20 protein-coding genes and 1 pseudogene are annotated in these 25,508 nt (G+C 64.5%); 10 read left to right on the top strand and 11 right to left on the bottom strand.

Features of this window, described 5'->3' with window-relative positions; genetic code table 11:
• Positions 1-10 precede the first annotated feature (10 nt).
• Together QF031_RS02260 and QF031_RS02265 are read right to left on the bottom strand one after the other, a co-directional pair.
• Positions 11-955, bottom strand: a complete 945-nt coding sequence (locus QF031_RS02260; protein WP_307423525.1) for a metallophosphoesterase — start codon at positions 953-955, stop codon at positions 11-13.
• 6 nt (positions 956-961) lie between these two features.
• Entirely contained in the window at positions 962-3,310 is a 2,349-nt protein-coding gene (locus QF031_RS02265; RefSeq protein WP_307423527.1) for a transglycosylase domain-containing protein, read from the bottom strand.
• Between the two features lie 37 nt (positions 3,311-3,347).
• Between QF031_RS02265 and QF031_RS02270 the strand changes: the two genes are divergently transcribed.
• The 8 genes and pseudogenes from QF031_RS02270 to arfA all read left to right on the top strand — a co-directional run bounded on the left by QF031_RS02270 (position 3,348) and on the right by arfA (position 11,051).
• Positions 3,348-3,503: a DUF4177 domain-containing protein gene (locus QF031_RS02270; protein ID WP_009359196.1), complete on the top strand. Its 156-nt coding sequence runs from the start codon at positions 3,348-3,350 to the stop codon at positions 3,501-3,503.
• Between the two features lies 1 nt (position 3,504).
• On the top strand, positions 3,505-4,038 hold the full coding sequence (locus tag QF031_RS02275; protein ID WP_307423530.1) for a RidA family protein: 534 nt from the start codon (positions 3,505-3,507) through the stop codon (positions 4,036-4,038).
• 15 nt (positions 4,039-4,053) lie between these two features.
• The gene (locus QF031_RS02280) at positions 4,054-4,965 is read left to right on the top strand and encodes an NUDIX hydrolase (RefSeq protein ID WP_307423533.1); all 912 of its coding nucleotides are present in this window, start codon (positions 4,054-4,056) and stop codon (positions 4,963-4,965) included.
• Positions 4,966-5,023: 58 nt separating this feature from the next.
• The gene (locus tag QF031_RS02285; protein WP_307423536.1) at positions 5,024-6,025 is read left to right on the top strand and encodes a LacI family DNA-binding transcriptional regulator; all 1,002 of its coding nucleotides are present in this window, start codon (positions 5,024-5,026) and stop codon (positions 6,023-6,025) included.
• A gap of 285 nt (positions 6,026-6,310) precedes the next feature.
• Positions 6,311-7,570, top strand: a pseudogene (locus QF031_RS02290) (extracellular solute-binding protein); the annotation flags it as partial.
• A 49-nt stretch (positions 7,571-7,619) separates the two neighbouring features.
• Positions 7,620-8,558 (top strand): carbohydrate ABC transporter permease, encoded by a 939-nt coding sequence (locus QF031_RS02295; RefSeq protein ID WP_307423539.1) that lies wholly within the window; start codon positions 7,620-7,622, stop codon positions 8,556-8,558.
• A gap of 2 nt (positions 8,559-8,560) precedes the next feature.
• Positions 8,561-9,457 (top strand): carbohydrate ABC transporter permease, encoded by an 897-nt coding sequence (locus QF031_RS02300; RefSeq protein WP_307423542.1) that lies wholly within the window; start codon positions 8,561-8,563, stop codon positions 9,455-9,457.
• Positions 9,458-9,512: 55 nt separating this feature from the next.
• On the top strand, positions 9,513-11,051 hold the full coding sequence (gene arfA, locus QF031_RS02305) for an arabinosylfuranosidase ArfA (protein WP_307423545.1): 1,539 nt from the start codon (positions 9,513-9,515) through the stop codon (positions 11,049-11,051).
• Between the two features lie 55 nt (positions 11,052-11,106).
• Here arfA and QF031_RS02310 read toward each other — a convergent pair whose 3' ends face one another.
• On the bottom strand, positions 11,107-11,784 hold the full coding sequence (locus QF031_RS02310; RefSeq protein WP_013602309.1) for a Crp/Fnr family transcriptional regulator: 678 nt from the start codon (positions 11,782-11,784) through the stop codon (positions 11,107-11,109).
• A gap of 195 nt (positions 11,785-11,979) precedes the next feature.
• Here QF031_RS02310 and QF031_RS02315 point away from each other — a divergent pair, with 195 nt between their 5' ends.
• On the top strand, positions 11,980-13,164 hold the full coding sequence (locus QF031_RS02315; protein ID WP_307423548.1) for a MarP family serine protease: 1,185 nt from the start codon (positions 11,980-11,982) through the stop codon (positions 13,162-13,164).
• Between the two features lie 4 nt (positions 13,165-13,168).
• Here QF031_RS02315 and aroQ read toward each other — a convergent pair whose 3' ends face one another.
• From aroQ to QF031_RS02345, 6 genes are all read right to left on the bottom strand, one after another.
• Positions 13,169-13,633 carry a type II 3-dehydroquinate dehydratase gene (aroQ, locus tag QF031_RS02320; protein WP_307423551.1) on the bottom strand — a complete coding sequence of 155 codons (465 nt, stop codon included), beginning with the start codon at positions 13,631-13,633 and terminating at the stop codon, positions 13,169-13,171.
• Positions 13,634-13,764: 131 nt separating this feature from the next.
• The gene (locus tag QF031_RS02325; RefSeq protein WP_307423554.1) at positions 13,765-15,957 is read right to left on the bottom strand and encodes an alpha-galactosidase; all 2,193 of its coding nucleotides are present in this window, start codon (positions 15,955-15,957) and stop codon (positions 13,765-13,767) included.
• Positions 15,958-16,085: 128 nt separating this feature from the next.
• Positions 16,086-17,417, bottom strand: coding sequence for an ABC transporter substrate-binding protein (locus tag QF031_RS02330; RefSeq protein WP_307423557.1), 1,332 nt, complete (start codon positions 17,415-17,417; stop codon positions 16,086-16,088).
• Between the two features lie 70 nt (positions 17,418-17,487).
• Complete coding sequence (locus QF031_RS02335) at positions 17,488-18,321, bottom strand: carbohydrate ABC transporter permease (RefSeq protein ID WP_307433081.1); 834 nt, start codon at positions 18,319-18,321, stop codon at positions 17,488-17,490.
• A gap of 74 nt (positions 18,322-18,395) precedes the next feature.
• Positions 18,396-19,331, bottom strand: a complete 936-nt coding sequence (locus QF031_RS02340) for a carbohydrate ABC transporter permease (RefSeq protein ID WP_307423560.1) — start codon at positions 19,329-19,331, stop codon at positions 18,396-18,398.
• Complete coding sequence (locus QF031_RS02345) at positions 19,318-21,381, bottom strand: beta-galactosidase (RefSeq protein ID WP_307423563.1); 2,064 nt, start codon at positions 21,379-21,381, stop codon at positions 19,318-19,320. Before QF031_RS02345 ends, QF031_RS02340 begins: the two co-directional genes overlap by 14 nt.
• Positions 21,382-21,596: 215 nt before the next feature.
• On the opposite strand from QF031_RS02345, the gene QF031_RS02350 reads away from it, so the two are divergent.
• Positions 21,597-22,613 (top strand): LacI family DNA-binding transcriptional regulator, encoded by a 1,017-nt coding sequence (locus QF031_RS02350; RefSeq protein WP_307423568.1) that lies wholly within the window; start codon positions 21,597-21,599, stop codon positions 22,611-22,613.
• Positions 22,614-22,620: 7 nt separating this feature from the next.
• Here QF031_RS02350 and QF031_RS02355 read toward each other — a convergent pair whose 3' ends face one another.
• Both QF031_RS02355 and acs read right to left on the bottom strand, forming a co-directional pair.
• Entirely contained in the window at positions 22,621-23,382 is a 762-nt protein-coding gene (locus QF031_RS02355; RefSeq protein WP_307423571.1) for a DeoR/GlpR family DNA-binding transcription regulator, read from the bottom strand.
• A 97-nt stretch (positions 23,383-23,479) separates the two neighbouring features.
• Entirely contained in the window at positions 23,480-25,501 is a 2,022-nt protein-coding gene (gene acs / locus QF031_RS02360) for an acetate--CoA ligase (protein WP_307433085.1), read from the bottom strand.
• Between the last annotated feature and the right edge of the window lie 7 nt (positions 25,502-25,508).

Below are 25,508 nucleotides of genomic sequence, written 5' to 3' on the forward strand. Positions count from 1 at the left end.
GAGCAGCGGGTTAGTTCGGCGAGGTGAGGGTCAGCAGGACGGCTTCGGGTTTGCAGGCGATCCTTACCGGAGCGAAGCGCGAGGTGCCGATCCCGCCAGAGACGTTGACCGGCGTCGTGCTTCCGTTGCTCGACCAGTCGTTGAGGCCCTTGGCCCGCCAGGTGGGGATGTCGCAGTTCGCGATGATGGCGCCATAACCGGGGATGCACAGCTGTCCCCCGTGCGTGTGGCCGGCCAGCAGGAGGTCGGCACCGCTCTCGGTGAAGTGGTCCAGCACGCGCTGGTAGGGCGCGTGGATCACAGCCACCTTCACATGGTCTTTCGCATTCTGGCTGACTGTTCCGCGGGGCCACCCTGCATACCGTTCACGCTTCAGGTGCGGATCATCCACGCCGGAGAAGTCGAAACGCATCCCGTTCAGAACCAGCGACTGGTTGCGGTTGGTCAGGTCAACCCAGCCGCTCATGCCAAAGCCCGAACGGAGCCGCGGCCAGTCCAAGGCAACCGGCTTCGGCTTCACCTTGGACGGTCCCAGCAGGTAGGACGCAGGATTCTTGGGACTGGGTGCGAAGTAGTCGTTGGATCCCGGGACGAAGACGCCGGGGAACTGCAGGAGCGGCTTCAGGGCGTCCAGGAGCGGGTCCACTGCCTTGACATGGCTGAGGTTGTCTCCGGTGTTGACCACCAGATCCGGCCGGAGGTCCGCCAGGGACCCCAGCCACTCAGCTTTCTTCCGCTGCCCGGGCACGAAATGGATGTCGCTGAGGTGCAGGATCCGGAACGGTGCGCGGCCGGGCGGGAGGATGGCAAGGGTCTCCTCACGCAGGACAAACTGGTTCTTCTCCCACATGCCGTACCCGAAAGCGGCGATGCCGGCCGCCGCCCCGGCGCCGGCAGTTACGGCGAAGCCGCGCCCGATCGAACGGGCGCGGCTTGCCAGGCTATCGATGCTCATATGCGCTTAGCCGTTTCCTCTGCCATTGCCGTTGTTCCCATTTCCGTTGCTGCTGGGGGCAGGCGCCTGCGTGGCGGGAGCCTGCGTTGCCTGCGGTGCCGGAACGGGAGCCTGGGTGGCCTGCGGTGCCGGAACAGGAGCCTGGGTGGCCTGCGGCGTGGTCCTTCCAGGCGAGGTGGTGGTTGTCCCGTTGATCATGTTGCTCGGCGGGGCGGGGAAGGGGTTGGTCCCATATGCCGGTGCGATCTTGCTCATGTAGTTGGAGAACATGGGCCCGGCAATCATGTAGCCGTCAATGCCCTTGTAGAACTTGCCGTTGACAGTGAGGTTCTGTCCCGCGCGGCTTTGGTCGCCCAGCGGGTCACCGAACCATGCCGCCGTCGCCAGGCCCGTGGTGTGGCCAACAACCCAAGTGGAACCGTTGTTGTTGGACGTACCGGTCTTGGCACCAATGGGGAAGCTGGTGCGGGTGGAGATCCGGGGCTGGATCAGCGATCCCGAACCCCGGTTCAGCACTTCCTGCAGCGCGTAGTTCACACCGCGGGCAACCTCTGGCTTGATGGCGTCACGGCAGCTGCTGGACTGGGCCGGCAGCTGCTTGCCGGTGGCATCCGTGACCGAGGTGATGGCGATGGGTTCGCAGTACTTGCCGTCGTTCGCGAAGGTGGCGAACGCGCTGGCCATAGTCAGCGGTGACGTCTGGGTGGACCCCAGCAGGTTGCCCAGCGTCATCATGTTCACCTTGGGGTTCGGCTCATCCGCCGACGGAAGGCCGCCGTGGAGCCCGACGGCGTCAACGATCTTCTGGATTCCGCAGAAGTCCAGCTGTGCCGCCGAAGCAAACGTCACGGTGTTGATGGAGTTGTAAAGGCCTTCCAGGACCGTCAGTGGCTTGTACCACTGGGGCTCGGCGTTCTGCAGGTCGTCAGCGGCGTCCAGGCCGGCGTTCTTCTGGGCCGTGCTGTAGGCGCCCTGGATCCTGCCGCAGGTGTTCTTCCACGGGTAGCCAATGGGGTAGACGCGCTGGGCGGCGTTGACCACGGTGTTCATGGTCTTGCCCTCGTTGAGCCACTCCGCGAAAGTGAACGGCTTCATGGTGGACCCGGGCTGGAACCCGCCCATGCCGTTGAGGTCGTTGCCGTCCTTATCGAGCTTGTCCACGTTGAAATTCAGCTGGGAATCGAAGCCCTGGCCGGGCAGGAACGTGGTGTTCTGGGCCATCGAGATGATCTTGCCGGTGCCCGGCTGCACCGACACCATCGAAGAGCCCCACTTGTCCGGGTTGGCTCCGGCAGCGGCGTTGACCTGCTCCTGGGCGGTGGCCTGGGCTTTGGGGTCCAGCGTGGTGGTGATGGTCAGGCCACCGCCATAGATCAGGCGCTTCCGCTCGTCAGGATCCGCGCCGTAGGCGGAGTTGTTCTCCAGCAGGTGCAGGATGTAGTCGCAGAAGTAGGGGGCGGACGCCGCATACGCGCAACCTTGTTTGGGCTGGGTGACCTTGGGCTCCACCGGCGTAGCTACAGCGGCCTGGTACTCCTCCGGGGTGATCTTGCCCTGGTCCTTCATCAGCCCCAGCACCAGGTCGCGGCGCTGCTTGGACTTCTCCGGGTTGGTGATGGGGTCGAAGGCGGAGGGGCTGTTGACCAGGCCGGCCAGGAGTGCTGCCTGCGGGAGGGTCAGGTCCTTGGCGGTGGTGCTGAAGAAGTAATGGGACGCTGCCTCAATGCCGTAGGCGTCCCGGTTGAAGAACACGATGTTCAGGTAGCCCTCAAGGATCTGGTCCTTGCTGAACTCCTTCTCCAGGGCGATGGCGAGCTTCATTTCGCGGAGCTTGTCGCCCACGCCCTTGTTGACGCCGTTGAGCTTGATCTGGTCCTCTTCGCCTGCGGCTGCGAGGTTGGAGTTGAGGACGTTGTTCACGTACTGCTGAGTAATGGTGGACGCGCCCTGCTTGTTGCCGCGGGCGGTCGCAACCAGCGCGCGCAGGATGCCGGTGGTGTCCACACCGCCGTGCTCGTAGAACCTGCTGTCCTCCACGGCGATGATCGCGTTTTTCATGTTCGGGGAGATCTGGTCCAGCGGAACCTTGGTGCGGTTCTCGGTGTAGACGCTGGCGATCTCGCTGCCATCGGCAGCAAGGATCCGGGTGGTCTGGCTGGGCGGATCGACCTTCAGCTCCGCCGGAAGGGAGTCGAAGAAATCGATGGAACCGCTTGCCGCGCTGCCGGAGACGGCGGCGGCAGGGACCAGCAGGCCCGCCACGAGGACACCGCAAATCGCGCTCACGCCAAGGAAAACAAGGATCTTACCCAGTGTGGTGGCAGTGTCGAATAAGGGGTTGTTGCGAGGGGCCATGTTTTCCACTTTACCGGCAAGGACTACGCTTTCTCTCATGACCAAATGGGAGTATGCGACGATTCCGCTCATTATCCACGCCACAAAGCAGATCCTGGATCAGTGGGGAGAGGACGGCTGGGAGCTCGTCCAGGTAGTCCCCGGACCAGACGGCAACGGCCTTGTCGCCTACCTCAAGAGGGAGAAGCAGTAACATGAGCACCCCCGCAAAAGCCCAGTCCAGCGCCGCGGCGGCGCCGGTATCCGCCGTCGAGCAGCGCCTTGCGGAGCTTGGCCTAACCCTTCCGGAGGTGGCCGCGCCCGTGGCTTCTTACGTCCCGGCGGTGGTCTCAGGCAGCCACGTCTACACCTCCGGGCAGCTGCCGTTTATTAACGGCAAACTCGAAGCTACGGGCAAGGTGTCGGCGGGCACGGAAGGTTTCGCCGACGAGCCAACCGTGTCTCCCGAGGACGCCCAAAAGTACGCAGCCGTCTGCGCCGTGAACGCCCTGGCCGCGGTCAAGAGTGTCATCGGGGACCTTGACCGGATCACCCGCATCGTCAAGGTTGTGGGATTCGTCGCTTCGGACCCTTCGTTCACGGGCCAGCCCGCCGTCGTCAACGGCGCGTCGGAGCTGCTGGGCCGCGTGCTTGGTGACGCCGGGCAGCACGCACGTTCCGCCGTCGGTGTTGCCGTTCTTCCGCTCGACTCTCCCGTAGAGGTCGAACTGATCGCCGAATTCAGCTAAGACCGGACCATTCCCTTGCCGCACCTCGCACGACGCCTTTTTGCACTGCCCCAGGATCTTGAAGGGGCAGCGCAAAGCTGGCTCGAACACGGCGACCGGACCCCCAGGGCCGCGCGCTATGCATCATCTGTAGTCCTCCTGCGTGATTCCCCCACCGGCCTGGAGACGTGGCTGGCCTACAGGCCCGGCTCCTCGCCGCTGGGGGTCCTCGCCTTCCCCGGCGGGTCCCTGGACCCTGCCGACGACGACGCCATGGGCTGGCTGGGCCCGTCGCCGCAGCACTGGGCTGAGCAGATGGGAACGGACGACGTCGGGCTGGCGCGGCGACACGTGGTGGGCGCCATCCGTGAACTCTTCGAAGAAACAGGCGTCCTGCTGGCGGGTCCGGACATGTCCAGCACCGTCGAGGCCACGTCAACGGCGGAGTGGATGCGTGCCCGGGTGGCTGTTGCTGACCAGGAGAAGACGCTTGCACAGGTGCTGGGCAAGCGCGGACTCTCCCTGCGCACAGACCTGCTCAAATCCCTCGTCAACTGGCGGAGCCCGGACTTTGCGCACCGCAGGTTCGACACCCGCTACTTCGCTGCCACCCTGCCGCTTGGCCAGGAACCGTCGCTGCTGGAAGGCAAGGGCGTCTGGGGACGATGGGTGAACGCCGCGCAGGTGATCCAGGAGCGGAACACGAGTGCGCTGGGCGACGAAGTGGGCCAGGAGAACACCCTGGGACGAACCCTGGGTGAACTGCTCGTCCCCGGTTCCGAAATCATGCTCGAGAAAATGGCCTCAGCCAACGGGTGCATCGCCTACCTGAGCTACAAGCGCAAGCCCCACGTCTACCAGCCCAGCCTCGTGGAAGAGGACGGCAGGCTCATGCTGGAAGTCGAGGCCGCCAAAACCGTGGCGGGGGACCACCAGCGGGAACGCTGACATCCGCGGGGCCGGGTAAAATCTTCAGCAAAGCCACACCGGGAGCAAGGGGGCGCCTTTGCGCGCAACGGTCAAGGACGTAGCGCGCCTCGCAGGGGTTTCGCCAAAGACCGTCTCCAACGTCATGAACGGCATTGTCCCGGTCAGCGGCCCCACCCGCTTTAAGGTGGAGCAGGCCATGGCCGAGCTGGATTATGTCCCCAACCTTTCCGCCCGGGGACTGCGCAATGGCCGGTCAGGCGTGATCGCACTTGCGTTGCCGGACCTGGCCACACCGTATTCCGCCGAAATAACGCACAGCGTCGTGGAAGTGGCCCATGAGCAGGGGTGGAGCGTCCAGCTCGAAGAGACCGGTTCTGATCCCACCCGCGAATACGAACTGATGTCCCGGGCCCGGTCAAACCTCATCGACGGGCTCATCCTCAACCCGGTGGTGCTCGACGAGAGTGCCGTCAAAGTGGGCGTTTCGCTCCCTCCAGTGGTCCTGCTTGGGGAAGTTTCGCAGAAACTGGCAGACCGTGTATGGGTGGACAGTGTCGCCGCAGCACGTGACATGACACTTGCACTTGGCAGGACGGGGAGGCGGCGCATAGCGGTCCTGGGAGCCCCCGCGCACCGGGGCTCTGCGGCAGCCGTCCTGCGCACCCGCGGCTACCAATCCGCGCTTGAGGAACTCGGCATTGCACAGGATGAGTCGTTGATCATCCCGTGCGAAAAGTGGAGCCCGGATACCGCAGCCCATGCACTGTCCGCATACCTTGACTCGCACCCCGTTCCCGATGCGCTTTTCTGTTTCACCGATTCCATGGCCATCGGTGCGCTTAGCGTGCTGTGGAGGCGTGGCATCCGGGTCCCCGACGACGTTGCCGTCGCCGGCTTCGACGACATCGCCGACGCCAAGCACACAGTGCCGGCCCTGACCACCGTCTCCTTTGACAAGCGCCAGGTGGCCCGCGAGGCTTTGCGCCTGCTTACTGAACGGATGAATGACCGTCAGAGCCCGCAGCGGGTGGTCAGCATCGACTACGAAATTGTGGAGCGGGAGAGTACTGCCCCTTAGGCTTCGGACCACGCTGCCTGGCAGTCGCAGCGCCCAAATCGAGACCCGGACCTCACTTGGATAACGCTAACATTTTTCATTGCCGTAGCCATTACATCGATGTAATGTGAGGCCTGCGTCACACCCGGACCTGCAGGACTGCGATGAGGGACATCCTGCGGCAACGGACCGTGGCACGGGAATGACTTTCAGCGGACCCATCCAAAGGAGTGACGGGTGAAGCACTTTGATTTTTTCGAAGACAGGAAGCTGTCAAGGCGGCAGTTATTGTCGGGCACCGCAGCAATGGGAAGCCTGTTCGCCGCGGCGGCCTTGTCGGGCTGCAGCGGAAACGCCTCCGCCGCGACCCCCAGGGACATCCAGTTCTGGCATCTCCTGTCCGGCGGCGACGGCATAAAGATGCAGGCCCTGATCAGCAAAGCCAATGAGGGCAACCCCGGGTTCAAGGTGCACCCGACCGTCCTCGCATGGGGCCCGCCCTACTACACCAAACTCGCCATGGCATCCGCTGGCGGCCGGCCACCACAGCTCGCCATCATGCACGCCAGCAGGGTCCCAGGCTATGCGCCTGGGGGCCTGATTGACCCATGGGACCTGGACCTGCTCGCGGAGAACGGCGTCACGCCCAACAACTTTGCGCCGAGGATCTGGGACAAGAGCCAGCAGAACGGCAAGGTGTTCTCCATCGCCCTGGATTCACATCCCTTCATCATGTTCTACAACACGGACGTGGCCGGCAAGGCCGGCGTCCTGGCCGGCAACGGACAGCTGCAGGAAGTGAAGTCCCCGCAGGAGTTCATGGCCATGGCCAAGGAAATGCAGAAGGTTACCCAAGCCCACGGGTTGTCCTTTGGCTACCTGGGCAGTGGCTCACAGATGTGGCGGCTGTTCTACACGCTCTACAAACAGCACGGCGCGGACATGGAACTGACACCCGGCCAGCCCATGAAGGTGGACCGGGACGCAGCCATCGAGTCACTGGAATTCATGGCATCGCTTTTCGATGACACCATCGCAGCCAAGAGCGGCGACATCAGCACCGGCATCGCGGAATTCGCCCGCGGCGGCTCGGGCATGCTGTTCAGCGGTGTCTGGGAGCTGCCGACGATGAAGAAGGCAGGCCTCCCCGTGGACGCCGCAACCATCCCAACCCTGTACGGCACACCGACCGCCTACGCAGACTCCCATTCCTTCGTCCTGCCACGGCAGCTGAATGTGGACGAAACGAAGCGACGGGACGTCTACAAGTTCGTCAGTGACATCCTCAAGGGGTCTCTCTCCTGGGCCGAAGCAGGACACATTCCTGCCTACCAGCCCGTGGTCCAGTCACAGGCCTACAAGGACCTCAAGCCGCAGGCGCATTACGCGAACGCCGCGGACGTCATCGCCTATGACCCCGAATCCTGGTTCAGCGGCTCGGGCTCGGACTGGCAGACCTACTTTGCCGAGAACGTACAAAACGTCCTCCTTGGACGCGACAAGGCAGCTGATGGATGGGCCGCCTTCGAGAAGCGCACCAACACCCTGCTTTCCCGGCCCAAACCCGGTCTAACCGCACTGAGCCTAACCGCACTGAGTGACAAAGGAGTCCTTCATGAGTTCTTCATTAACCCGGCGGAGCCCGGGGAGCCGGGTGTCTTCACCAACAGCCCAGAGGAGCCGCGGCAGCCTCACCAGGAACAACCTCAGCGGTTGGGGGTTCGCAGCGCCCTTCCTGGTGTTCTTCCTCGTTTTCCTTGTGTGGCCCGTTGTCTACGGCATCTACATGAGCCTCACCGGCAAGTCCCTTACCGGAGCCAATGACAGCATGATCGGCCTCGCGAACTATGCCGAAGCCTTCGCTGACGCCGACATGTGGCGTTCCCTCGGAAACACCCTCTACTTCACGGTCATCAGCACGGTCCCGCTCGTGCTGGTCGCCTTGGTGATGGCGGCACTGCTCAACGTCGGCTTACCGGCGCAGTGGCTGTGGCGCCTCTCGTACTTTGCCCCGTACCTGCTGGCGTCCACGGTGGTCTCACTGTTCTTCACGTGGATGTACAACCCACAGCTTGGCCTGATCAACGATTCCCTGTCCAAGATCGGCATCCCGAAGGTCGCCTGGCTCAACGACCCCAACGTGGCCATGTGGGCCATCGTCATCGCCACGCTGTGGTGGACGGTGGGTTTCAACTTCCTGCTGTACCTGGCCGCGATGCAGAACATCCCTGCCCAGCATTACGAGGCTGCGTCACTGGACGGCGCGGGGGCCTGGCGCCAGCTCTTCTCCATCACCCTGCCGCAACTGGTCCCCACCACCGTAATGATCGTGCTCCTCCAGGTCCTTGCCTCGCTCAAGATCTTCGACCAGGTGTACCAGATGACCGCCGGCGGTCCCGGAGGATCGACCCGTCCCGTGGTGCAGTACATCTTCGAAACCGGGTTCACCGGCTACCGGCTGGGCTATTCGGCAGCCATCTCCTACATCTTCTTCGGACTGATCGTGCTCGTCTCGGTCATGCAGTTCGTCATCACCCGCCGCAGGAGCGCATAACCATGGCAACCCAGACCCTCAACCGTGCCACATTGGGCACCAGCACCAGCCAGGCAACCCGCCAGCCCCGCAAGAAGATGACGGCCGGCAAGATCGCTGCCCTCGTGGTCGCCGCGGTTATCGCGTTCCTGTGGCTGGTCCCCTTCGCCTGGGCCACCGTGACGGCGTTCAAGAGCGAGACGGATGCTGCCTCGCCGAAGATCAGCTGGATCCCGCCGTCGGGCTTTACCGCAGACGCATTCGTGAAGGTGTTCCAGGACGGCAACATCCCGCTCTGGACCTGGAATTCGCTTTACACTTCGGCGGCAATCACGGCGGTCACGCTGGTGATCTCGTCGCTGGTGGCGTACGCCTTGTCCCGGATCGACTTCAAGGGCAAGAAGGTGCTGATGACGGTGATCATCGCCTCCATCATCGTCCCTCCGCCGGTCCTGATCATTCCGCTCTTCTACCAGATGCTCGCCCTGCACATGATCGACACGTCGTGGGCCATCATCCTGCCGCAGGTCATCCACCCCGCCATGGTGTTCGTGCTCAAGAAGTTCTTCGACCAGATTCCCCGCGAACTTGAAGAAGCCGCCGTTATGGATGGCGCCAGCCGGATGAGGATCTTCACCCAAATCGTCCTGCCGTTATCCCGGCCCATCCTGGCCGCCGTCGCCATCTTCGTGTTCATCGGCGCCTGGAACAACTTCCTGTGGCCCTTCATTGCCACCAACGACGCCTCCCTCCTCACCCTTCCGGTGGGCCTGCAGACCATCAAGAGCGCCTATGGCATCCAGTACGCGCAGAACATGGCCTCCGCGTTGCTCGCGGCCCTGCCCCTGATCGTGGTGTTCCTGTTCTTCCAACGCCAGATCATCAAGGGCGTTGCGACGACGGGACTCGCCGGCACCTGACGCCCACCTTCGCTTTCCGCCCCACACCTGAAGTACAACCAAGGAGATAGTTCTTATGTCCCGCGCCAGAATCACCCTCGACCGCGACTTCACCATCGGTGAGGTGCCCCGCCGGCTGTTTGGCTCCTTCGTGGAGCACATGGGCCGCTGCGTCTACACCGGCATCTTTGAACCGGGTCACCCGGAGGCTGACGAGAACGGCTTCCGCCAGGACGTCCTCAAGCTCGTCAAGGAATTGGGCGCCACGGTGGTCCGGTACCCCGGCGGCAACTTCGTTTCCGGCTATGACTGGGAGGACGGGATCGGCCCCCGCGAAGACCGCCCGCGCCGGCTTGATGGCGCCTGGCACACGGTGGAAACCAACGCCTTCGGCCTCCACGAGTTCGTGGACTGGTCCCGCCAGGCAGGAACCGAAATCATGGAAGCCATCAATCTCGGCACCAGGGGAGTAGATGCCGCCCGGGCAATCGTGGAGTACGCCAACCACCCCGGGGGCACCCGGCTCTCGGACCTCCGGGCCAAGAACGGCCACAAGGACCCGTTCAACATCAAGCTCTGGTGCCTGGGCAATGAGATGGACGGGCCGTGGCAAATTGGCCATAAGACCGCGGAGGAATACGGCCGCTTGGCGCAGGAAGCCGCCAAGGCCATGCGCTTCGTGGACCCGGACATCGAGCTGGTGGCCTGCGGCAGTTCCAACTCACGCATGCCCACCTTCGGCGACTGGGAGCAGACTGTCCTGACGCACACCTACAACGAGGTGGACTACGTATCACTGCACGCCTACTACCACGAATACGAAGGCGACGCGGGCAGCTTCCTCGCAAGCGCAGTGGATACCGACTTCTTCATCGAATCGGTCATCGCAACAGCCGATGCAGTCCGGGCGAAGGGAAAGCACAAGAAGCACATCAACCTTTCTTTCGACGAATGGAACGTCTGGTACCAGCGCGGTCGGGACACCGAGGACCAGTTGCGCAACGTCGCCAAGGCGGGGTGGCGCGAACACCCCCGGCTTATTGAGGACAAGTACAACGTGACGGACGCCGTGGTGGTGGGCACTTTGCTGAACTCGTTGCTGCGCCACGGAGACAGGGTGAAGATCGCCAACCAGGCCCAGCTGGTCAACGTTATTGGGCCCATCTTCAGCGAGGAGAACGGGCCGGCCTGGCGCCAGACCATCTTCCACCCGTTCTCCCGGATGGCAGAACTCGCCAAGGGCCAGATCCTGCGGTTGTCCGTTGACTCGGACAAGTACGAAAACGCCCGCTTCGGCGGCACCGACCTGGTGGATGTCAGTGCCACCTGGAACGAGGAGACGGGCCGCGTGGCGCTCTTCTTCGCCAACCGGGGCCTTGAAGAAGCTGCGGACGTGGAGGTAAACCTGCGCGGCTTCGACGCACGGCGGGTGCTCCGGGCCGAAGTCCTGGAAATCCCGGAGGGCGGCGACCGCTTCACCATCAACAGCCAGGAGAACCCTGACCGGGTGGGCCTGAAGCCGCTGGAGGGGACAAAGGCAAACGGATCAGAGCTGCGCCTCAGCCTTCCCGCCCTGTCTTGGGCCGTCGTCGAACTGGACGTGGCAAAGAGCTGACCCGACTCCGGACAATAGAAAAGGCCGCCCCTCGGGGCGGCCTTTTCTATTGGTTCTAGCGGGAGCGCTGGCGGAGGCGCTGCATGTCCAGAATGACCACGGCGCGGGCCTCAAGGCGGAGCCAGCCGCGCTGGACGAACTCGGCCAGGGCCTTGTTGACGGTTTCGCGGGAGGCGCCCACCAGCTGTGCCAGTTCTTCCTGCGTGAGCTCGTGCGCCACCAGGACACCGTCCGTGGCCGGCCGGCCGAAGCGGTCTGCGAGGTCCAGCAGGGCCTTGGCCACGCGGCCGGGAACGTCTGAGAAGACGAGGTCGGAGAGGGAATCGTTGGTGCGGCGCAGGCGGCGGGCCAGGGCCTGCAGCAGCTGGGCCGAGACCTCGGGGCGGGTGCGCAGCAGGGTGTTCAGGCTCTCGTTCTTGAGCCCGGCCAGGCGGGTTTCGGACACCGCAGTGGCGGTGGCGGTGCGGGGGCTGGGGTCGAACAGGGCCATTTCGCCGAAGAGCTCACCCGGGCCGAGGATGGCCAGGAGGGACTCGCGGCCGTCGGGGGAGGTGCGGCCCAGCTTCACCTTGCCGGACACGATGAAGTACAGCTGGTCGCCCTGGTCACCCTCGCGGAACACGGATGCGCCGCGGGACAGGTCCACCTCGGTGAGCTCATCGGTCAGCAGCCGGAATGCGTCGTCGTCGAGCGTGGCGAAAAGGGGTGCTCGGCGCAGTACCTCGATGTCCATGAAATCTCCTGAGTAAAAGTATCGGCTGTGGGCGCTTTTGCCATTGTTTCAGAATTTTCAAGGTTCTGTGACGAACTTGGCACGCGAAACATCCGCGGGCAGCCCTCGGGCGGTCCGCCGGAGGCCGCCACAGTCCACAGAAGATTGTCAGGGGCCCCCACTAGAATGGAGCTTCAACTGTAAATAAGGAGCCTTGTGGTCGGCCTGACTGTCCTGGACATTGTCCTGATCCTGGCGCTGCTGTCATACCTGGTCTACGGCCTCCGCAACGGGTTCCTGGTCACTGTCGGCGGTCTCGCCGGTTTTGCTGCCGGTGCCATCGCAGCCTTCTTTGCCGTCCCCCTCGTCAGCACCTTCGTTGAGGACTCCGGGTGGAGGCTCACCGCCATCATCGCTGCCGCCGTCGTACTCATGGCACTGGGACACGGCCTGGGCACCATGGTGGGAAGGCAACTCCGCGGCGTGGTGCGGATCCGGCCGCTGCGGGCGGCGGACCGGCTGGTGGGCGGGGCGCTGAACCTTGTGGTTTCCGCGCTGGTGATGTCCATGCTGGCATTCAGTGTCAGTTCCCTCGGCGTGCCCGTCGTGTCCCAGCAGCTGGCCGAATCCAAGGTGATCCGCTTCATCGACGGGCTGACTCCCACCCCGGTCAAGGCCACCATGGCGCAGCTGCGCTCCACGGTAATCGGCAACGGCATCCCCACGCTGATCGAAGGGCTGGACCAGGGCCAGGCGGTCCAGGTCCCCAACACGAGCACCAATACGCCCGCGCTCAACAAGGCGGCGCAATCCGTTCTGAGGATCGCGGGTACGGCCTATGAATGCGGACAGAACCAGACCGGCAGCGGCTTCGTGGTGTCCGAGGACCGGGTGGTCACCAACGCGCATGTGGTGGCCGGTGTGTCGCAGCCCGTGGTGGAGATGCCCGACGGCGGCGCGATGCCCGGGCGCGTGGTCTACTTCGACACCAAGCGCGATCTGGCCGTCCTGGCCGTGGACAACCTGCCCTCCCGGCCGCTGCCGCTAAGCCGCGACCTGCCGGGCGGCAGCCAGGCTGCGTTTGCCGGGTACCCGCATGGCGGCCCCTTCCAGTCCAAACCCGCCACGGTCCAGGACATCGCCACGGTCCTGGTTCCGGACATCTACGGCAACAACCCCTCCCCGGAGGACATCTACCGTCTGGCCGGAGACGTGCAGCCCGGAAACTCGGGCGGACCGCTGCTCACCACCGAAGGCCAGGTGGCCGGCGTGGTCTTCGCCAAGGCCACCTCGGACGCTGAAGTGGGCTTCGCCATCACCATGAATGACCTTGAGCCGGTCGCGGAGCAGGCTCCGGCACTGTCTTCGCCTGTTTCCTCGGGGCAGTGCATCCAAAAGTAGGCTGTTACAGGACCTCGGCCAGGTAGTCGATGGCCAGCTTGTAGCCGAACACGCCCGCGCCCACGATCACTGCCGCGCAGACCGGCGACAGGTAGGAATGGTGCCGGAATTCCTCGCGCTGGTGGACATTGGTGATGTGAACCTCGACGGCGGGAAGCTGGACGGCTGCCAGGGCGTCACGAAGTGCCACAGACGTGTGCGTGAAGGCACCGGCGTTGAGGACGATGCCGACGGCGGCGCCCCGGGCAGCGTGGATGGCATCCAGCAGGACGCCCTCATGGTTGGACTGGAGGAACTCCGCTGTGAAGCCGTGTTCCTTCGCAGCGGCCGCGGCCAGCTGTTCCACGTCGGCAAGGGTGGAGGTGCCGTACTTCTCCGGCTCCCGGGTCCCCAGCAAATTCAGGTTGGGGCCATTGATGACCAGGATGGTGCCGCGGCCGGCTTCGACGGTGGAGGAGGCTTCAGTCATGCCTGCAAATCTATCGGGTGGCCCTGCCAGGCGCGCATTCTTACGCTGGCACACCCCGTCGATTGCTCCGTAAATGCCGTTTAGGGCTTTCAAAACGGCACGTACGGAGCAATCGATGGGGGTGGGATGGCTTAGAGGGCCGTGACCTTCAGCAACAGGGCGTGCTCCGGGTTCAGGATGGGCATCGGGAGCCCCACCTCGGCGAGGAACCGGCCGTGGGCCACCGCACCCTCAGCCAGCCACTCCGGTGGCCGGACCTGGGTGTAGGTGTGACCGTAGTCGGCGTCGTCTTCTCGAGGGAAGACCGCTTCCACCCGGTAGGTGCGTCCGCCCTCCAGGCCCGGGATGCCGATCCGGCCAGGCTGCTCGGCGGCAGAGGTGCGCGTGCTCGCCAGGGCGAACAGCGCCGCCGTCGTACCTTTGGCACGGGACCCGACCGCCACCACGCCGTGCAGCAGGAGGGAGTCATCGGCGAGGTCGGCGTGGACCCGGCGGCCGCTGTGGATCAGGTCCCGGTGTTCCTTGTACAGCCGCACCAGGCGCCGCAGCTCCCCGCGCTCCTTGCCCTGCACGCTGCGCACGTCCCATTCCATTCCGAAGTGGCCGAACAGTGCGGTGATGCCCCGGAAGGAGAGGTCGTGGGTGCGGGCGGTGGTGTGCGAAGTGGTGGGGCCGATGTGGCTGCCCACCAGCTCCGGCGGAACCACCGCGCCGGTCCAGCGCTGGATGGTCTGCCGCTCCAGCGCGTCGTTGCAGTCCGAGGCCCAGATCCGGTCCGTCCGCTCCAGGATGCCCAGGTCCACGCGGGCACCGCCGGAGGAGCAGCTTTCAATTTCGACGCCGGGATGGGCCTTCCTGAGCTCGTCGAACAGCCGGTACGCGGCCAGGGTCTGGGCGTGGACGGAGCTGCGGCCGGCGTGGCCGTGCTCCGTGAGGTCGCGGTTCTGGTCCCACTTGAGGTAGCTGATGTTGTAGCTGGCCAGGAGCTCGTCGATCCGGTCGTAGATGTACTGCCAGGCCTCGGGGTTCACCAAGTCGATGATGTGCTGGTTGCGCCATTCGAGGGGCAGCCGCCCGCCGTCCTTGTGGGCGAGAGCCGAGGGGCCTACGATCCACTCCGGGTGCGCCCGCGCGACGTCCGAGTCCAGGTTGACCATTTCCGGCTCGACCCAGAGGCCGAACTCCATGCCACGGGAGGTGACGGCATCAATCAGGGGGGTGAGGCCGTTCGGCCACACGGACTCGTCCACGTACCAGTCGCCCAGGCCGGCATGGTCGTCGCGGCGGCCGCGGAACCAGCCGTCGTCGAGCACGAAGCGCTCCACACCGAGGTCGGCAGCTGATTCTGCCAATTCGATCAGCGTGTCCAGGTTATGGTCGAAGTACACCGCCTCCCAGGTGTTCAGCACCACCGGGCGCGGTCTGCCGGCGGGCAGCCCGGTGGATGCGGCGGGCAGTACATGGTGCGGGCGGGAGCGGAACCAGCTGTAGAAGGCGTCGGTGACACCGTCAAGGCCGCGGTCCGAGTAGGCGGCAAAGAGGGCCGGCGTGGTGTACGTGCCGCCCGGTTTCAGGATGACCTCTGCGGGGCCCAGCAGTTCCGAGCCGCCGATCAGGGTCCGGCCGTCACCGATGGTGTCCGCGAACTGTTCGTGGTTGCCGCTCCAGGCCAGATGGGTGGCCCAGACTTTGCCGTGCCGGTTGCCGAAGCCCCGGGTGCCGGCGGCGAACAGCAGCGAGGAATCGTGGCCGGTGCGGCCGTGCCGGCCGGTCCGCACCCACGTGCCCTGCTGGATGGTGTGCCGCTGCGGGTGGCGTTCCCGGCACCAGCGGCCGGTCAGGTCGAGGAGTTCGACGGCGTCAGGCGCCACCGGGAGGACTGTCGCCAGTTCATCCACCTGGAAAGCCGTGGTGCCGTGGTTGGTGACGGTGTGGCGCAGTTCCATCAGCCCGCCGTCGTGCAGTGTCAGGAAAGACGAGACGCTCAGCCCGGCGTCGGCGTCGGCCTGCACAATGGTCGCCGTGGCACCCTCGGCAGTTGCGGAGATGACGCGGAGGCGGTGCGAGAAGTCGAAGCCGCCACCGTCGTCGGTGATGCGGTGGCCGCGCAGGGCGGGACGTCCGCGCCAGGCGGAAGAAGCCTGGGGGAGGAGCCCGGAGGGGACGTGCGCGTCGATGGAGGAGTGCCCCACGGGGGAGGCCAGGATTGCAAGGTCCGGCAGGTCGGTGCCCAGGTCAGCGCCCCAGTGGATGACCTCGGCCTCCCCGCTGTCGAAGCTGATCAGCAGGCTGGTGCCGGCGGAACGGAGGTGCAGGGGATCCATAACTTCTCCTTCTACGGGTGTGGAATGACGCCGGCCTGTTACCAGCACAAGGTCGCCACCCCGTCCAAGACTGGGGTGGCGACCTTTTTGGAGTCAAGCAGGCAATGCCTGACCCGTACGTCCTGCAGTTACTCCTTGACGGGAATGGACTGCGACTTCAGTGCTTCGATGGTCTTCTGCTGGCCGTTCTTGAGGGCATCCAGAAGCGTGCCGTTGCCGCCCGTCGCCTTGCCGAAGCCATCCGAAACGTCGGTGTAGGTCTTGGTCATGGTGGGGCCCCAGGTGAAGTCCGGGTTCACGTTGGAGGATGCTTCCGCAAACACCTCGTAGATCTTCTGGCCGCCGAAGTAGTCCACTCCGCCCGAGAAGGCACCAAGGTCCTTGGCCGACTTCGCCGCCGGGTAAAGGCCGCCCAACTTGTTGGCCAGCGCCAGCGCCTCAGGATCGGTGTTCAGCCACAGGGCAAATTTGGAAGCCTCATACGGGTGCTTGGAGCCCTTCAGCACTGCAGTGGAGGAACCTCCCCAGTTGCCGGCAGCCTTTCCACCGGCTTCCCACTGCGGCATGGGGGCAACCGCCCATTTACCGGCCGTATCCGGGGCGCCGCTGGCAAGGGTTGAAGCGCCCCAGACCGCAGAGACCCAGGTCCACTGCTGGCCCTTGTTGAAGGAGGCGTTCCACTCATCGGAGAAGGAGGGCAGCGTGGATACCTGGCCCTTGTCCAGCAGCTTCTGCCAGTAGTTGGCCACCTTCTCGGATTCCTTGCCGGTGAGGTTTACTTCCCACTTGTCATTGGCATTCGAGAACCACTGTCCCCCGGCCTGCCACACGTTTCCGGCAAACCAGTTGACGTCACCGCGGGGGAAATTGGTGATGTACGAGCCGCGGGCCTTGATCTGCTCCGCTGCTGCCGCATATTCGTCCCAGGTTGTTGGGACCTTGATGCCGGCCTCCTTGAAGAGGTCAGCCCGGTAGAACATGGCCATGGGGCCGCTGTCCTGCGGGATCGCGTAGACGGACTTGTCTTCACCGAACGTGACCTGGCCCCAGGTCCAGTCCACGAACTTGTCCTTTGCGTCCGCCACGCCTTCGCAGGCCGCAAGGTTCTCCAGCCCGTCCTGCACACGGAAGTTCGGCAGGGCATCGTATTCGATCTGTCCCAGGTCCGGGGCGTTGCCCGCCTGCAGCTGGTTGAAGAAGTTCTGGTAGGTGCCGGAGTTGCCGTTCGGGCCGGTCTGGACCTTCACCTTGATGTCGGGGTGGTCTTTGTTCCACAGGTCAACAACCTTGTCCATGCCCGGGACCCAGGTGGTGAAGCTCAGTTCGACGGGCCCGGACGAGGGCTTGCAGGAGTTGGTGTCCTGGGTGGCAGAAGTGCTTTCGCCGCTTGAGCAGCCCGCAAGGGACAGCGCCGAGACAATGGCAAAGGCGGCAGTGGCTTTTCCGTAACGCACGCGCATTTCTATTCCTTATTTGAGGGTGGGGTACCGAGACGGGGTGCCCGGTACCAAGGGAGATGAATTGAAGGAGCTATTTGACGCTTCCGGCACCCAGGCCGCTGCTCCAGAAGCGCTGCAGCCCGAGGAACGTTGCGATGAGCGGAAGGATCGACACCAGGGCGCCGACAATGACCAGGACCCGAAGCTCCGGAATCTGGCTGATCTGGCTGTTCCACGCGTAGAGCCCCAGCGTGACCGGGAACAGGGCCTGGTCACGCAGCATGATCAGGGGGAGGAAGAAGTTGTTCCAGATGGCGACGAACTGGAACAGGAAGATGGTCACCAGGGCCGGGGCCATGAGGCGGGTGGAAACGGTGAAGAATGTCCTGGCCTCCGAGGAACCATCGAGGCGGGCAGCCTCCAGCAGTTCCGTGGGGACGCTTGCAGCGGCATAGATCCGCGCAAGGTAGACGCCGAAGGGGCTGACCAGGCTGGGCAGGAAAACGGCCCAGAGGGTGTTGGTCAATTTCACTTGGCTGAAGATCAGGAACAGGGGGAGGGCCAGGGCTGTGGCGGGAACCAGGACCCCGCTGAGCACCACGTTGAAGATCGCCTCCCGGCCGCGGAACTCGTACTTGGCCAGGGCATAACCGCACATGGCTGCAATGACGGTGCCGACCAGGGCGCCGAGCCCGGCGTAGAGCGCACTGTTCGCCAGCCAGCGCCCGAAGACCCCGTCGCTGTACGTGAAGAGGTTGCCAAGGTTGGCGAAGAACGTGGGGATGGAGTCCGCGGTGAACCAGAGCGGGGCCGTGCCGGTGATATCCCCTCCGGTTTTGGAGGAGGAGACCAGCAGCCACCAGATGGGGGTGAGGAAGTACAGGGTGAAGACACCCATGATGAGCATCGCCGCCCCGCGGGACATGATGCTGTGCCGCGGTCCCCTCGGAGTGGCTGTCACTGGTGCGGACTTGGTTGTGGTGGTGGCCGTTGCTGCGCTCACTGGGAAACCTTCCGCTGGGTGGCCTTAAGGAAGACGAAGGAAAGAACGAATGTGGCCAGCGCCAGCACCACGGAGAACGCTGCCGCCAGGCTGTAGTTCGGGACCGACGCGGTTGTGTAGACGGCCAGGTTCGGCGTGAACGTGCTGCTGATGGCCGAGCTGAAGCTGCGGAGGGTCTGCGGTTCGGCAAGGAGTTGGAGCGTGCCGATGATGGAAAACACACCGGTGAGGATGATGGCCGGTACCACGAGCGGGATCTTGATCCGCCAGGCGATCTGAAGGTTGCTGGCACCGTCCAGCCTTGCTGCTTCATAGATCTCGGTGGGAATGGCAAGCAGGGACGAGTAGATGATCAGCATGTTGTAGCCGACATACACCCATGTCACGATGTTTGCGATGGCCCACAGGACCAGGTCCGCGGAGAGGAAATTCACCTGTGAGGTGACGGCACCGAACGGCGAAAGCGACGGTGAATAGAGGAAGCCCCACATGATGGCGGCGATAACGCCCGGGACGGCGTACGGGGCGAAGAAGGCCAACCGGAAGAACTTCTTTCCCTTGAGCAGGGGCGAGTCAAGCAGCAGGGCAAACAGGAGGGCAAGGCCAAGCATGATGGGCACCTGCACCACCCCGAAAAGCAGCACCCGCCCCACCGATTCCCAGAATTCGGTGTTCTGGAACACCTGCTGGTACTGGACGAATCCACCGAAGACCTGCTGGGGAGGTCCAAACGTGCCCTTGCGCTCAACCGTCAGCAGGGACTGCACCACGGCAAAGATGATCGGCACCGCGTAGAAAGCGAGGAAAAGAACGCCAAACGGCGCAACGAACAGGAGGACGGCGCGTCGCTGGGCCGAGGAAGTGGCCCGTTTCCGGATTGTGGGCGCCCCCGTGGCTATTGCCGGAACTGTAGTTTGTCTAGTCACTTTCATCTTCCTTAAGGCCGGTGATGCGGCCAGTGGTTTGGGGTGCTGAGGTGGAGCTGCGGACAACGCGTACGGTGCCGGCAGGAATGACGACGGCGGTGGAGACTTCTTCCCCCACGATGAGTTCGTAGCCGTGCCCTGGGTGTTTGTGCTCTTCGTCGGAGTGATTGATCAGGAAGGTGTAAGTGCGCCCCGCAGCTGACCTGGTGACGACTTCCAGGCCTGCGGTGGTTGCCTGCGCAGCGACACCGGCTTCAGCGGCGGCTCCGGCCACAACCTCGCGGAGGGATTGGGGATCGAGCACGGTTCCGATGTACCAGGCGTTTCCGGCGCCGTGCCGGTTGCGGGTGACTGCGGGCGTTCCGGCGAGGTGGCCTTTGGTGAAAGACGCCTTCGCTTCCGCGCCCTCCAAGCGCAGGGCCTCAGCCCACAGGGAGGCCGTGCCCCCGGTATCCAGCGGCAGGAGCTGCCCGGGCGGCATGGGGAGGAATTCCTCGGAGCGGACGCCGAGCAGGTCCCGGAACGCGCCCGGGTAGCCGCCGGTCAGTACTTTGTCGTTCTCGTCGACAATGCCGCTGAAGTAGGTGACAACGGCATGGCCTCCGTTGCTCACGAAGTCTGCCAGGGCTGCGGACTCCTGCTCCCGGACGAGGTAAAGGCCCGGAACGAACGCCGCCTTGTAGCCGGAGAGATCGGAACCCGGTGCCACGACGTCCACCGTGATGCCGCTTTCCCAGAGCGCTTTGTAGAGGGAATGCACCTGGTCCAGGTACCGCACGTCTGAGGACGGGTGCGACTCCTGGTCGTAGGCCCACCACGCTTCCCAACTGAAAACCAACGCAGCCTCGGCCTTCACGGTGGTGCCGGCAACCTCCGCGAGGTTCTCGAGGATGTGGCCGAGCTCCTTGACTTCCTGCCAGATGCGCGAGTCTGTTCCGGCGTGGGGGAGCATGGCCGAGTGGAACTTCTCACTGCCTTGCACCGAAGCCCGCCACTGAAAGAAGCAGAGCCCGTCCGCTCCGCGGGCCAGGTGGGTCAGGGAGTTGCGGAGCATTTCGCCGGGGGTCTTGGCGATGTTGCGGGGCTGCCAGTTCACGGCTGAGGTGGAATGCTCCATCAGCAGCCACGGCTGCCCCTGGGCAAGTCCACGGGTGGTGTCGGCAGCAAAGGCGAGCTCGACTTTGGGGTCGTCAAGCCGGTGGTCGAGGTAGTGGTCGTTGGCGATGACGTCCATGTGCGGTGCCCAGGACCAGTAGTCCTGGTTGCGGATGTGGGCAGCGACCATGAAATTGGTGGTGACAGGGACCCTGGTGTACTTCCTCAGCAGGTCCGCCTCGGCCTGGTAGTAGCCGAGCAGTTCGTCGGAGCTGAAGCGGTGAAAGTCCAGTACCTGGGTGGGGTTGTTGGTGGATACGGTGGCTCTCGGTGGCAGGATTTGCTCCCACGCCGAGTAGCGCTGCGACCAGAAGGTGGTGCCCCAGGCGCTGTTGAGTGCGTCCAGGGTGCCGTAACGGACAACCAGCCAGCGGCGGAACGCGGCGGCGGAGACGTCGCAGTAGCAGAGGGCGTTATGGCAGCCCAATTCGTTTGATACATGCCACAACCGGGTGGCCGGGTGCGAGCCGTAGCGCTGGACTACTTCACTGACAAGCCGGAGGGCATGCTCGCGGTATCGGGGCGAACTGGGGCACCATGCTTGCCTCCCTCCAGGCCACGCCAGGACGCCCGCTGCAGATTCCGGGAGGATTTCCGGATGCATCTTCGTCAGCCACGCAGGGGTAGAGGAGGTCCCGGTGCCCAGGTTGGCTCCGATGCCGTTGGCGTGAAGCAGGTCAAGCACTTCGTCCAGGCGTTCAAAGGAGTAGCGGCCGGGGGAGGGCTCCAGCTCAGCCCAGCCGAAGATGTTTACTGCAACGAGGTTCACCCCCGCCTCTTTCATGAGGCGGACGTCTTCCTGCCACACGGAGCGGTCCCACTGTTCGGGGTTGTAATCACAGCCGTATACAAGCTGTCCATTCCCGGACAGCTGGGCTACTGGGGTTCTGTTGGGGCTCAACCCGGCTCCTTCGGCTTGCAGCAGGCGTGCAAGGCGGCGGACTGAACCGGCTCTCGGACGCTGTTGTCTCAACGATCTCTGTGAACGTTCCCAGACATAACGCATGCTTAGTGATGCAGGTCATCTGGGAACGTTCACAGACTACGCGCGCCGCCAACCCTCTGTCAACGCTTGGGTGAAGATGCGCGCGGTCCAGACTCCGCTACAGTACAAATATGTCGCTGACACGCACCCGTGCCCGCCGCGCAACCATCAATGATGTCGCGGACGCTGCCGGGCTTTCCAGGGGGACCGTTTCACGCGTCATGAACGGGGAAAGATACGTCTCCGACGAGGCCAAACAAGCCGTAGAAGAAGCGATCGCCCGGGTAGGGTACGTTCGCAACAACGCGGCGCGGAACCTCGTCACCCAGGAGTCGCGGGCTATTGGATTGATCATCCACGAGCCGCATTCGCTGCTGTTCGAGGACCCCAATATCGGCTCCATCCTGCTGGGAGCCAACGAGGTGCTGTCCAAGGCTGACTACCAGCTGGTTTCGCTGATCATAGATTCAGACCGCGACAGCCGCAGGGTGGCGGACTATCTGCGGGGCGGCCTGGTCGACGGTGCAGTCATCATCTCCGCGCGGGCCTCCGATCCCATTGCGGCAGCCGTAGCGGAAATCGGCTTGCCGGCCGCCTTTGTGGGTCATCCCGAAGGCACCCCGGAGTTGCCGTACGCCGCCATCGACAACGTTGAGGCGGCGCGAAACATTACCAGCAGGCTGCTGCAAACGCGGCGGAACCGCGTGGGCATGATCGCCAGTGCCTTGGACCGCGACTCCGGAAAGGACCGTCTTGCGGGCTTCCGGGCTGCAATGGGCGAGCGCTTCAGTCCCGAGATGGTGGTGGAGTATCCCCTGTACACGTACGCAGCAGGCTTCGATGGGATGCAGGAGCTGCTTCGGCGGGCCCCGGATATTGATGGCGTCTTCGCAGCATCGGATGCCGTGGCAGCCGGCGCGATGACGGCACTGCAGGAAGCCGGGCGGCGCGTACCGGAAGACGTGGGAATCGTAGGATTCGATGACAGCAGCTGGGCCCTCCGCTGCAGGCCCCAGCTTTCCACGGTGCGCCAGCCGGCCGATTTGTTGGGCAGTACTGCGGCCGAACTCGTCCTGGCACAGCTTCAGGGGCTTCCGGGAACGCCGCGTGTCCTGGAGACGACCATTATGTGGCGGGGATCAGCCTAAATACGGCCTATACGGGGACCACGCGCAGCTTGGCATGTTCGCCGAGGACGCGCCGGGCTTCGGCGCTGAGTCCCTCGTCGCTGATGACCTCGTCCACCTCATCCAGCGCCGTGATGGAGCTGATACCGAGCATGCCCCACTTCGTGTGGTCAGCCAGGACCACGGTCTTGCGGGCGGCTGCCACGAAGGCGCGGTCGGTTTCCGCTTCGAGCAGGTTGGGTGTGGTGAAGCCAGCGGCGGCGTCCATTCCGTGAACGCCGAGGAAGAGGACATCCAGATGCAGCTGCTTCAGCGCGCCCGTGGCGATGGGGCCCACCAGGGCGTCCGACGGCGTGCGTTCGCCGCCTATCAGGATCACGGTGGACCCGCCGGGGTGGAAGAGGTCGGCGATCCGCATCGAATTGGTCACCACGGTGATGCGCGGACCGCCCGTGAGTTCCCGGGCCAGCGCCCACGTGGTGGTGCCGGCACTGAGGCCGACCGCCATGCCTTCCTGCACCAACGCCGCCGCGGCCACCGCAATGGCGCGCTTTTCCGCTGTCAGCTGCGTCGACTTCAGCTCAAACCCTGGCTCGTGCGTGCTGGCGTCGCCGGGCAGTTTGGCGCCGCCGTGGATGCGTTCCAGCTTGCCGCCCTCTTCGAGGACTTCAATGTCCCGCCGCACCGTCATCAGTGAAACACCGAGTTGCTGGGCCAGGTCCGAGACCCGCACCACCCGCTCCCGCTGGAGAGCCTCCAGGATGGACTGATGGCGTGCGACGGCGAGCATCTGGATGGATCCTTCGGAGCTGGGGACAAGTCTGCTCCCAGCATACGGCGACGGCGCTGCCCAAGCCGGGCAGCGCCGTCGTCATAGTGCTTCCGCCCTACTTCCGGAGCGACTGCGCAATCTGCTGCATGATCATGGGATCGGAGAGGGTTGTGGCGTCGCCCGGGTCGCGGCCCTCGGCGACATCCTTGAGGAGGCGGCGCATGATCTTGCCGGAACGGGTCTTGGGCAGCTCCGGCACAACCAGGATGTTCTTTGGCTTGGCGATGGGGCCGATTTCCTTGCCCACATGGTTGCGCAGTTCCTGGACGGTGGCGTCGCCGTTGTTGGCGGCGTCGCCGCGGAGGATGACAAACGCCACCACGGCCTGGCCGGTTGTTTCGTCCGTGGCGCCCACGACGGCGGCCTCCGCCACGCTGGGGTGGCTCACCAGGGCGGATTCAATCTCCGTCGTTGAGAGCCGGTGCCCGGAGACGTTCATGACGTCGTCCACGCGGCCGAGCAGCCAGATGTCCCCGTCTTCGTCCTTCTTGGCGCCGTCCCCGGCGAAGTACATGTTCTCGAACCGGGACCAGTAGGTGTCCTTGAACCGCTGCGGGTCGCCCCAGATGCCGCGCAGCATGGCGGGCCACGGCTCGCGGATCACCAGGAAGCCGCCGTGCCCGTTGGGGACGGACTCGCCCATCTCATCGACGACGTCCACGGCGATGCCGGGCAGCGGCACCTGTGCCGAGCCGGGCTTGGTGGCAGTGACGCCGGGCAGCGGGGCGATCATCTGGGCGCCGGTTTCGGTCTGCCACCACGTGTCCACGATGGGTGCCTTGTCCCCGCCGATGACCTTGCGGTACCACATCCAGGCTTCGGGGTTGATGGGTTCGCCGACCGAGCCCAGCACGCGCAAGGAGGACAGATCGTACTTGGCCGGGATGTCGGCGCCCCACTTCATGAAGGTGCGGATGGCGGTGGGCGCGGTGTAAAGGATGGAGACCTTATACTTTTCCACGATCTCCCACCAGCGGCCCTGGTGCGGGGAGTCCGGCGTGCCTTCGTACATCACCTGGGTGGCGCCGTTGATGAGCGGCGCGTAGGCGACGTAGGAGTGTCCGGTGACCCAGCCGACGTCGGCCGTGCACCAGTACACGTCCGTTTCAGGGTGCAGGTCGAAGACCGCCTTGTGGGTGTAGGCAGTCTGGGTAAGGTAGCCGCCCGTGGTGTGGAGGATGCCCTTGGGCTTCCCGGTGGTGCCGGAGGTGTACAGGATGTACAGCGGGTGCTCCGAATCGTGGCCCACTGCGGTGTGCTCGGTGGACGCTGTCTCCACGGTGTCAGCCCACCAGTGGTCCCGGCCTTCCGTCCAGTCCACGTCCTGGCCGTTGCGCTTGACCACCACCACGTTCTGCACCGTGTGGCCATCGTGGGCCAGCGCGTCGTCGACGGCCGCCTTGAGCGGGCTCGGCTTGCCGCGGCGGAAAGTGCCGTCGGCGGTGACCACGAGCTTGGCCTCGGCGTCGTCGATCCGGGAACGGAGTGCTTCGGCGGAGAACCCGCCGAACACCACGGAGTGGACCGCGCCGATCCGGGCGCAGGCCAGGAGGGTGATGACCGCTTCCGGGATCATGGGCAGGTATACGGCCACGCGGTCGCCCTTGGCCACGCCCAGGGACTCGAAGGCGTTGGCCGCTTTTTTCACTTCTTCGGTCAGCTGCGCGTACGTGTAGGTCCGGGTGTCACCGGGTTCGCCCTCGAAGTAGATGGCCACCCGGTCCCCGTTGCCGGCTTCGACATGCCGGTCAAGCGCGTTGTACGCGGCATTGAGCTCCCCGCCAACGAACCACTTGGCGAACGGCGGATCGGACCAGTCCAGTGCCTGGGTGAAGTCTTTGTTCCAGGTCAGCAGCTCCCGCGCCTTCTTCGCCCAGAATGCAGGCCGGTCAGCGTTGGCCTCGTCATACTCCGCTGCGGAGACGACGGCGTCTGCCGCGAATTCCGGGCTGGGCGGGAAGGCCCGCGTCTCATGCAGCAGGTTCGCAAAGGCGTCGCCCTGGTGGCCTGGCTGGCCTGCCGGCTGGGCGGAAGCGGACGGAACGGTGGCTGTGGAGCTTGGAGTGTCCTGGGACATGTGAACC

The organism is Pseudarthrobacter defluvii (assembly GCF_030816725.1).
Taxonomy (GTDB): domain Bacteria; phylum Actinomycetota; class Actinomycetes; order Actinomycetales; family Micrococcaceae; genus Arthrobacter; species Arthrobacter defluvii_A.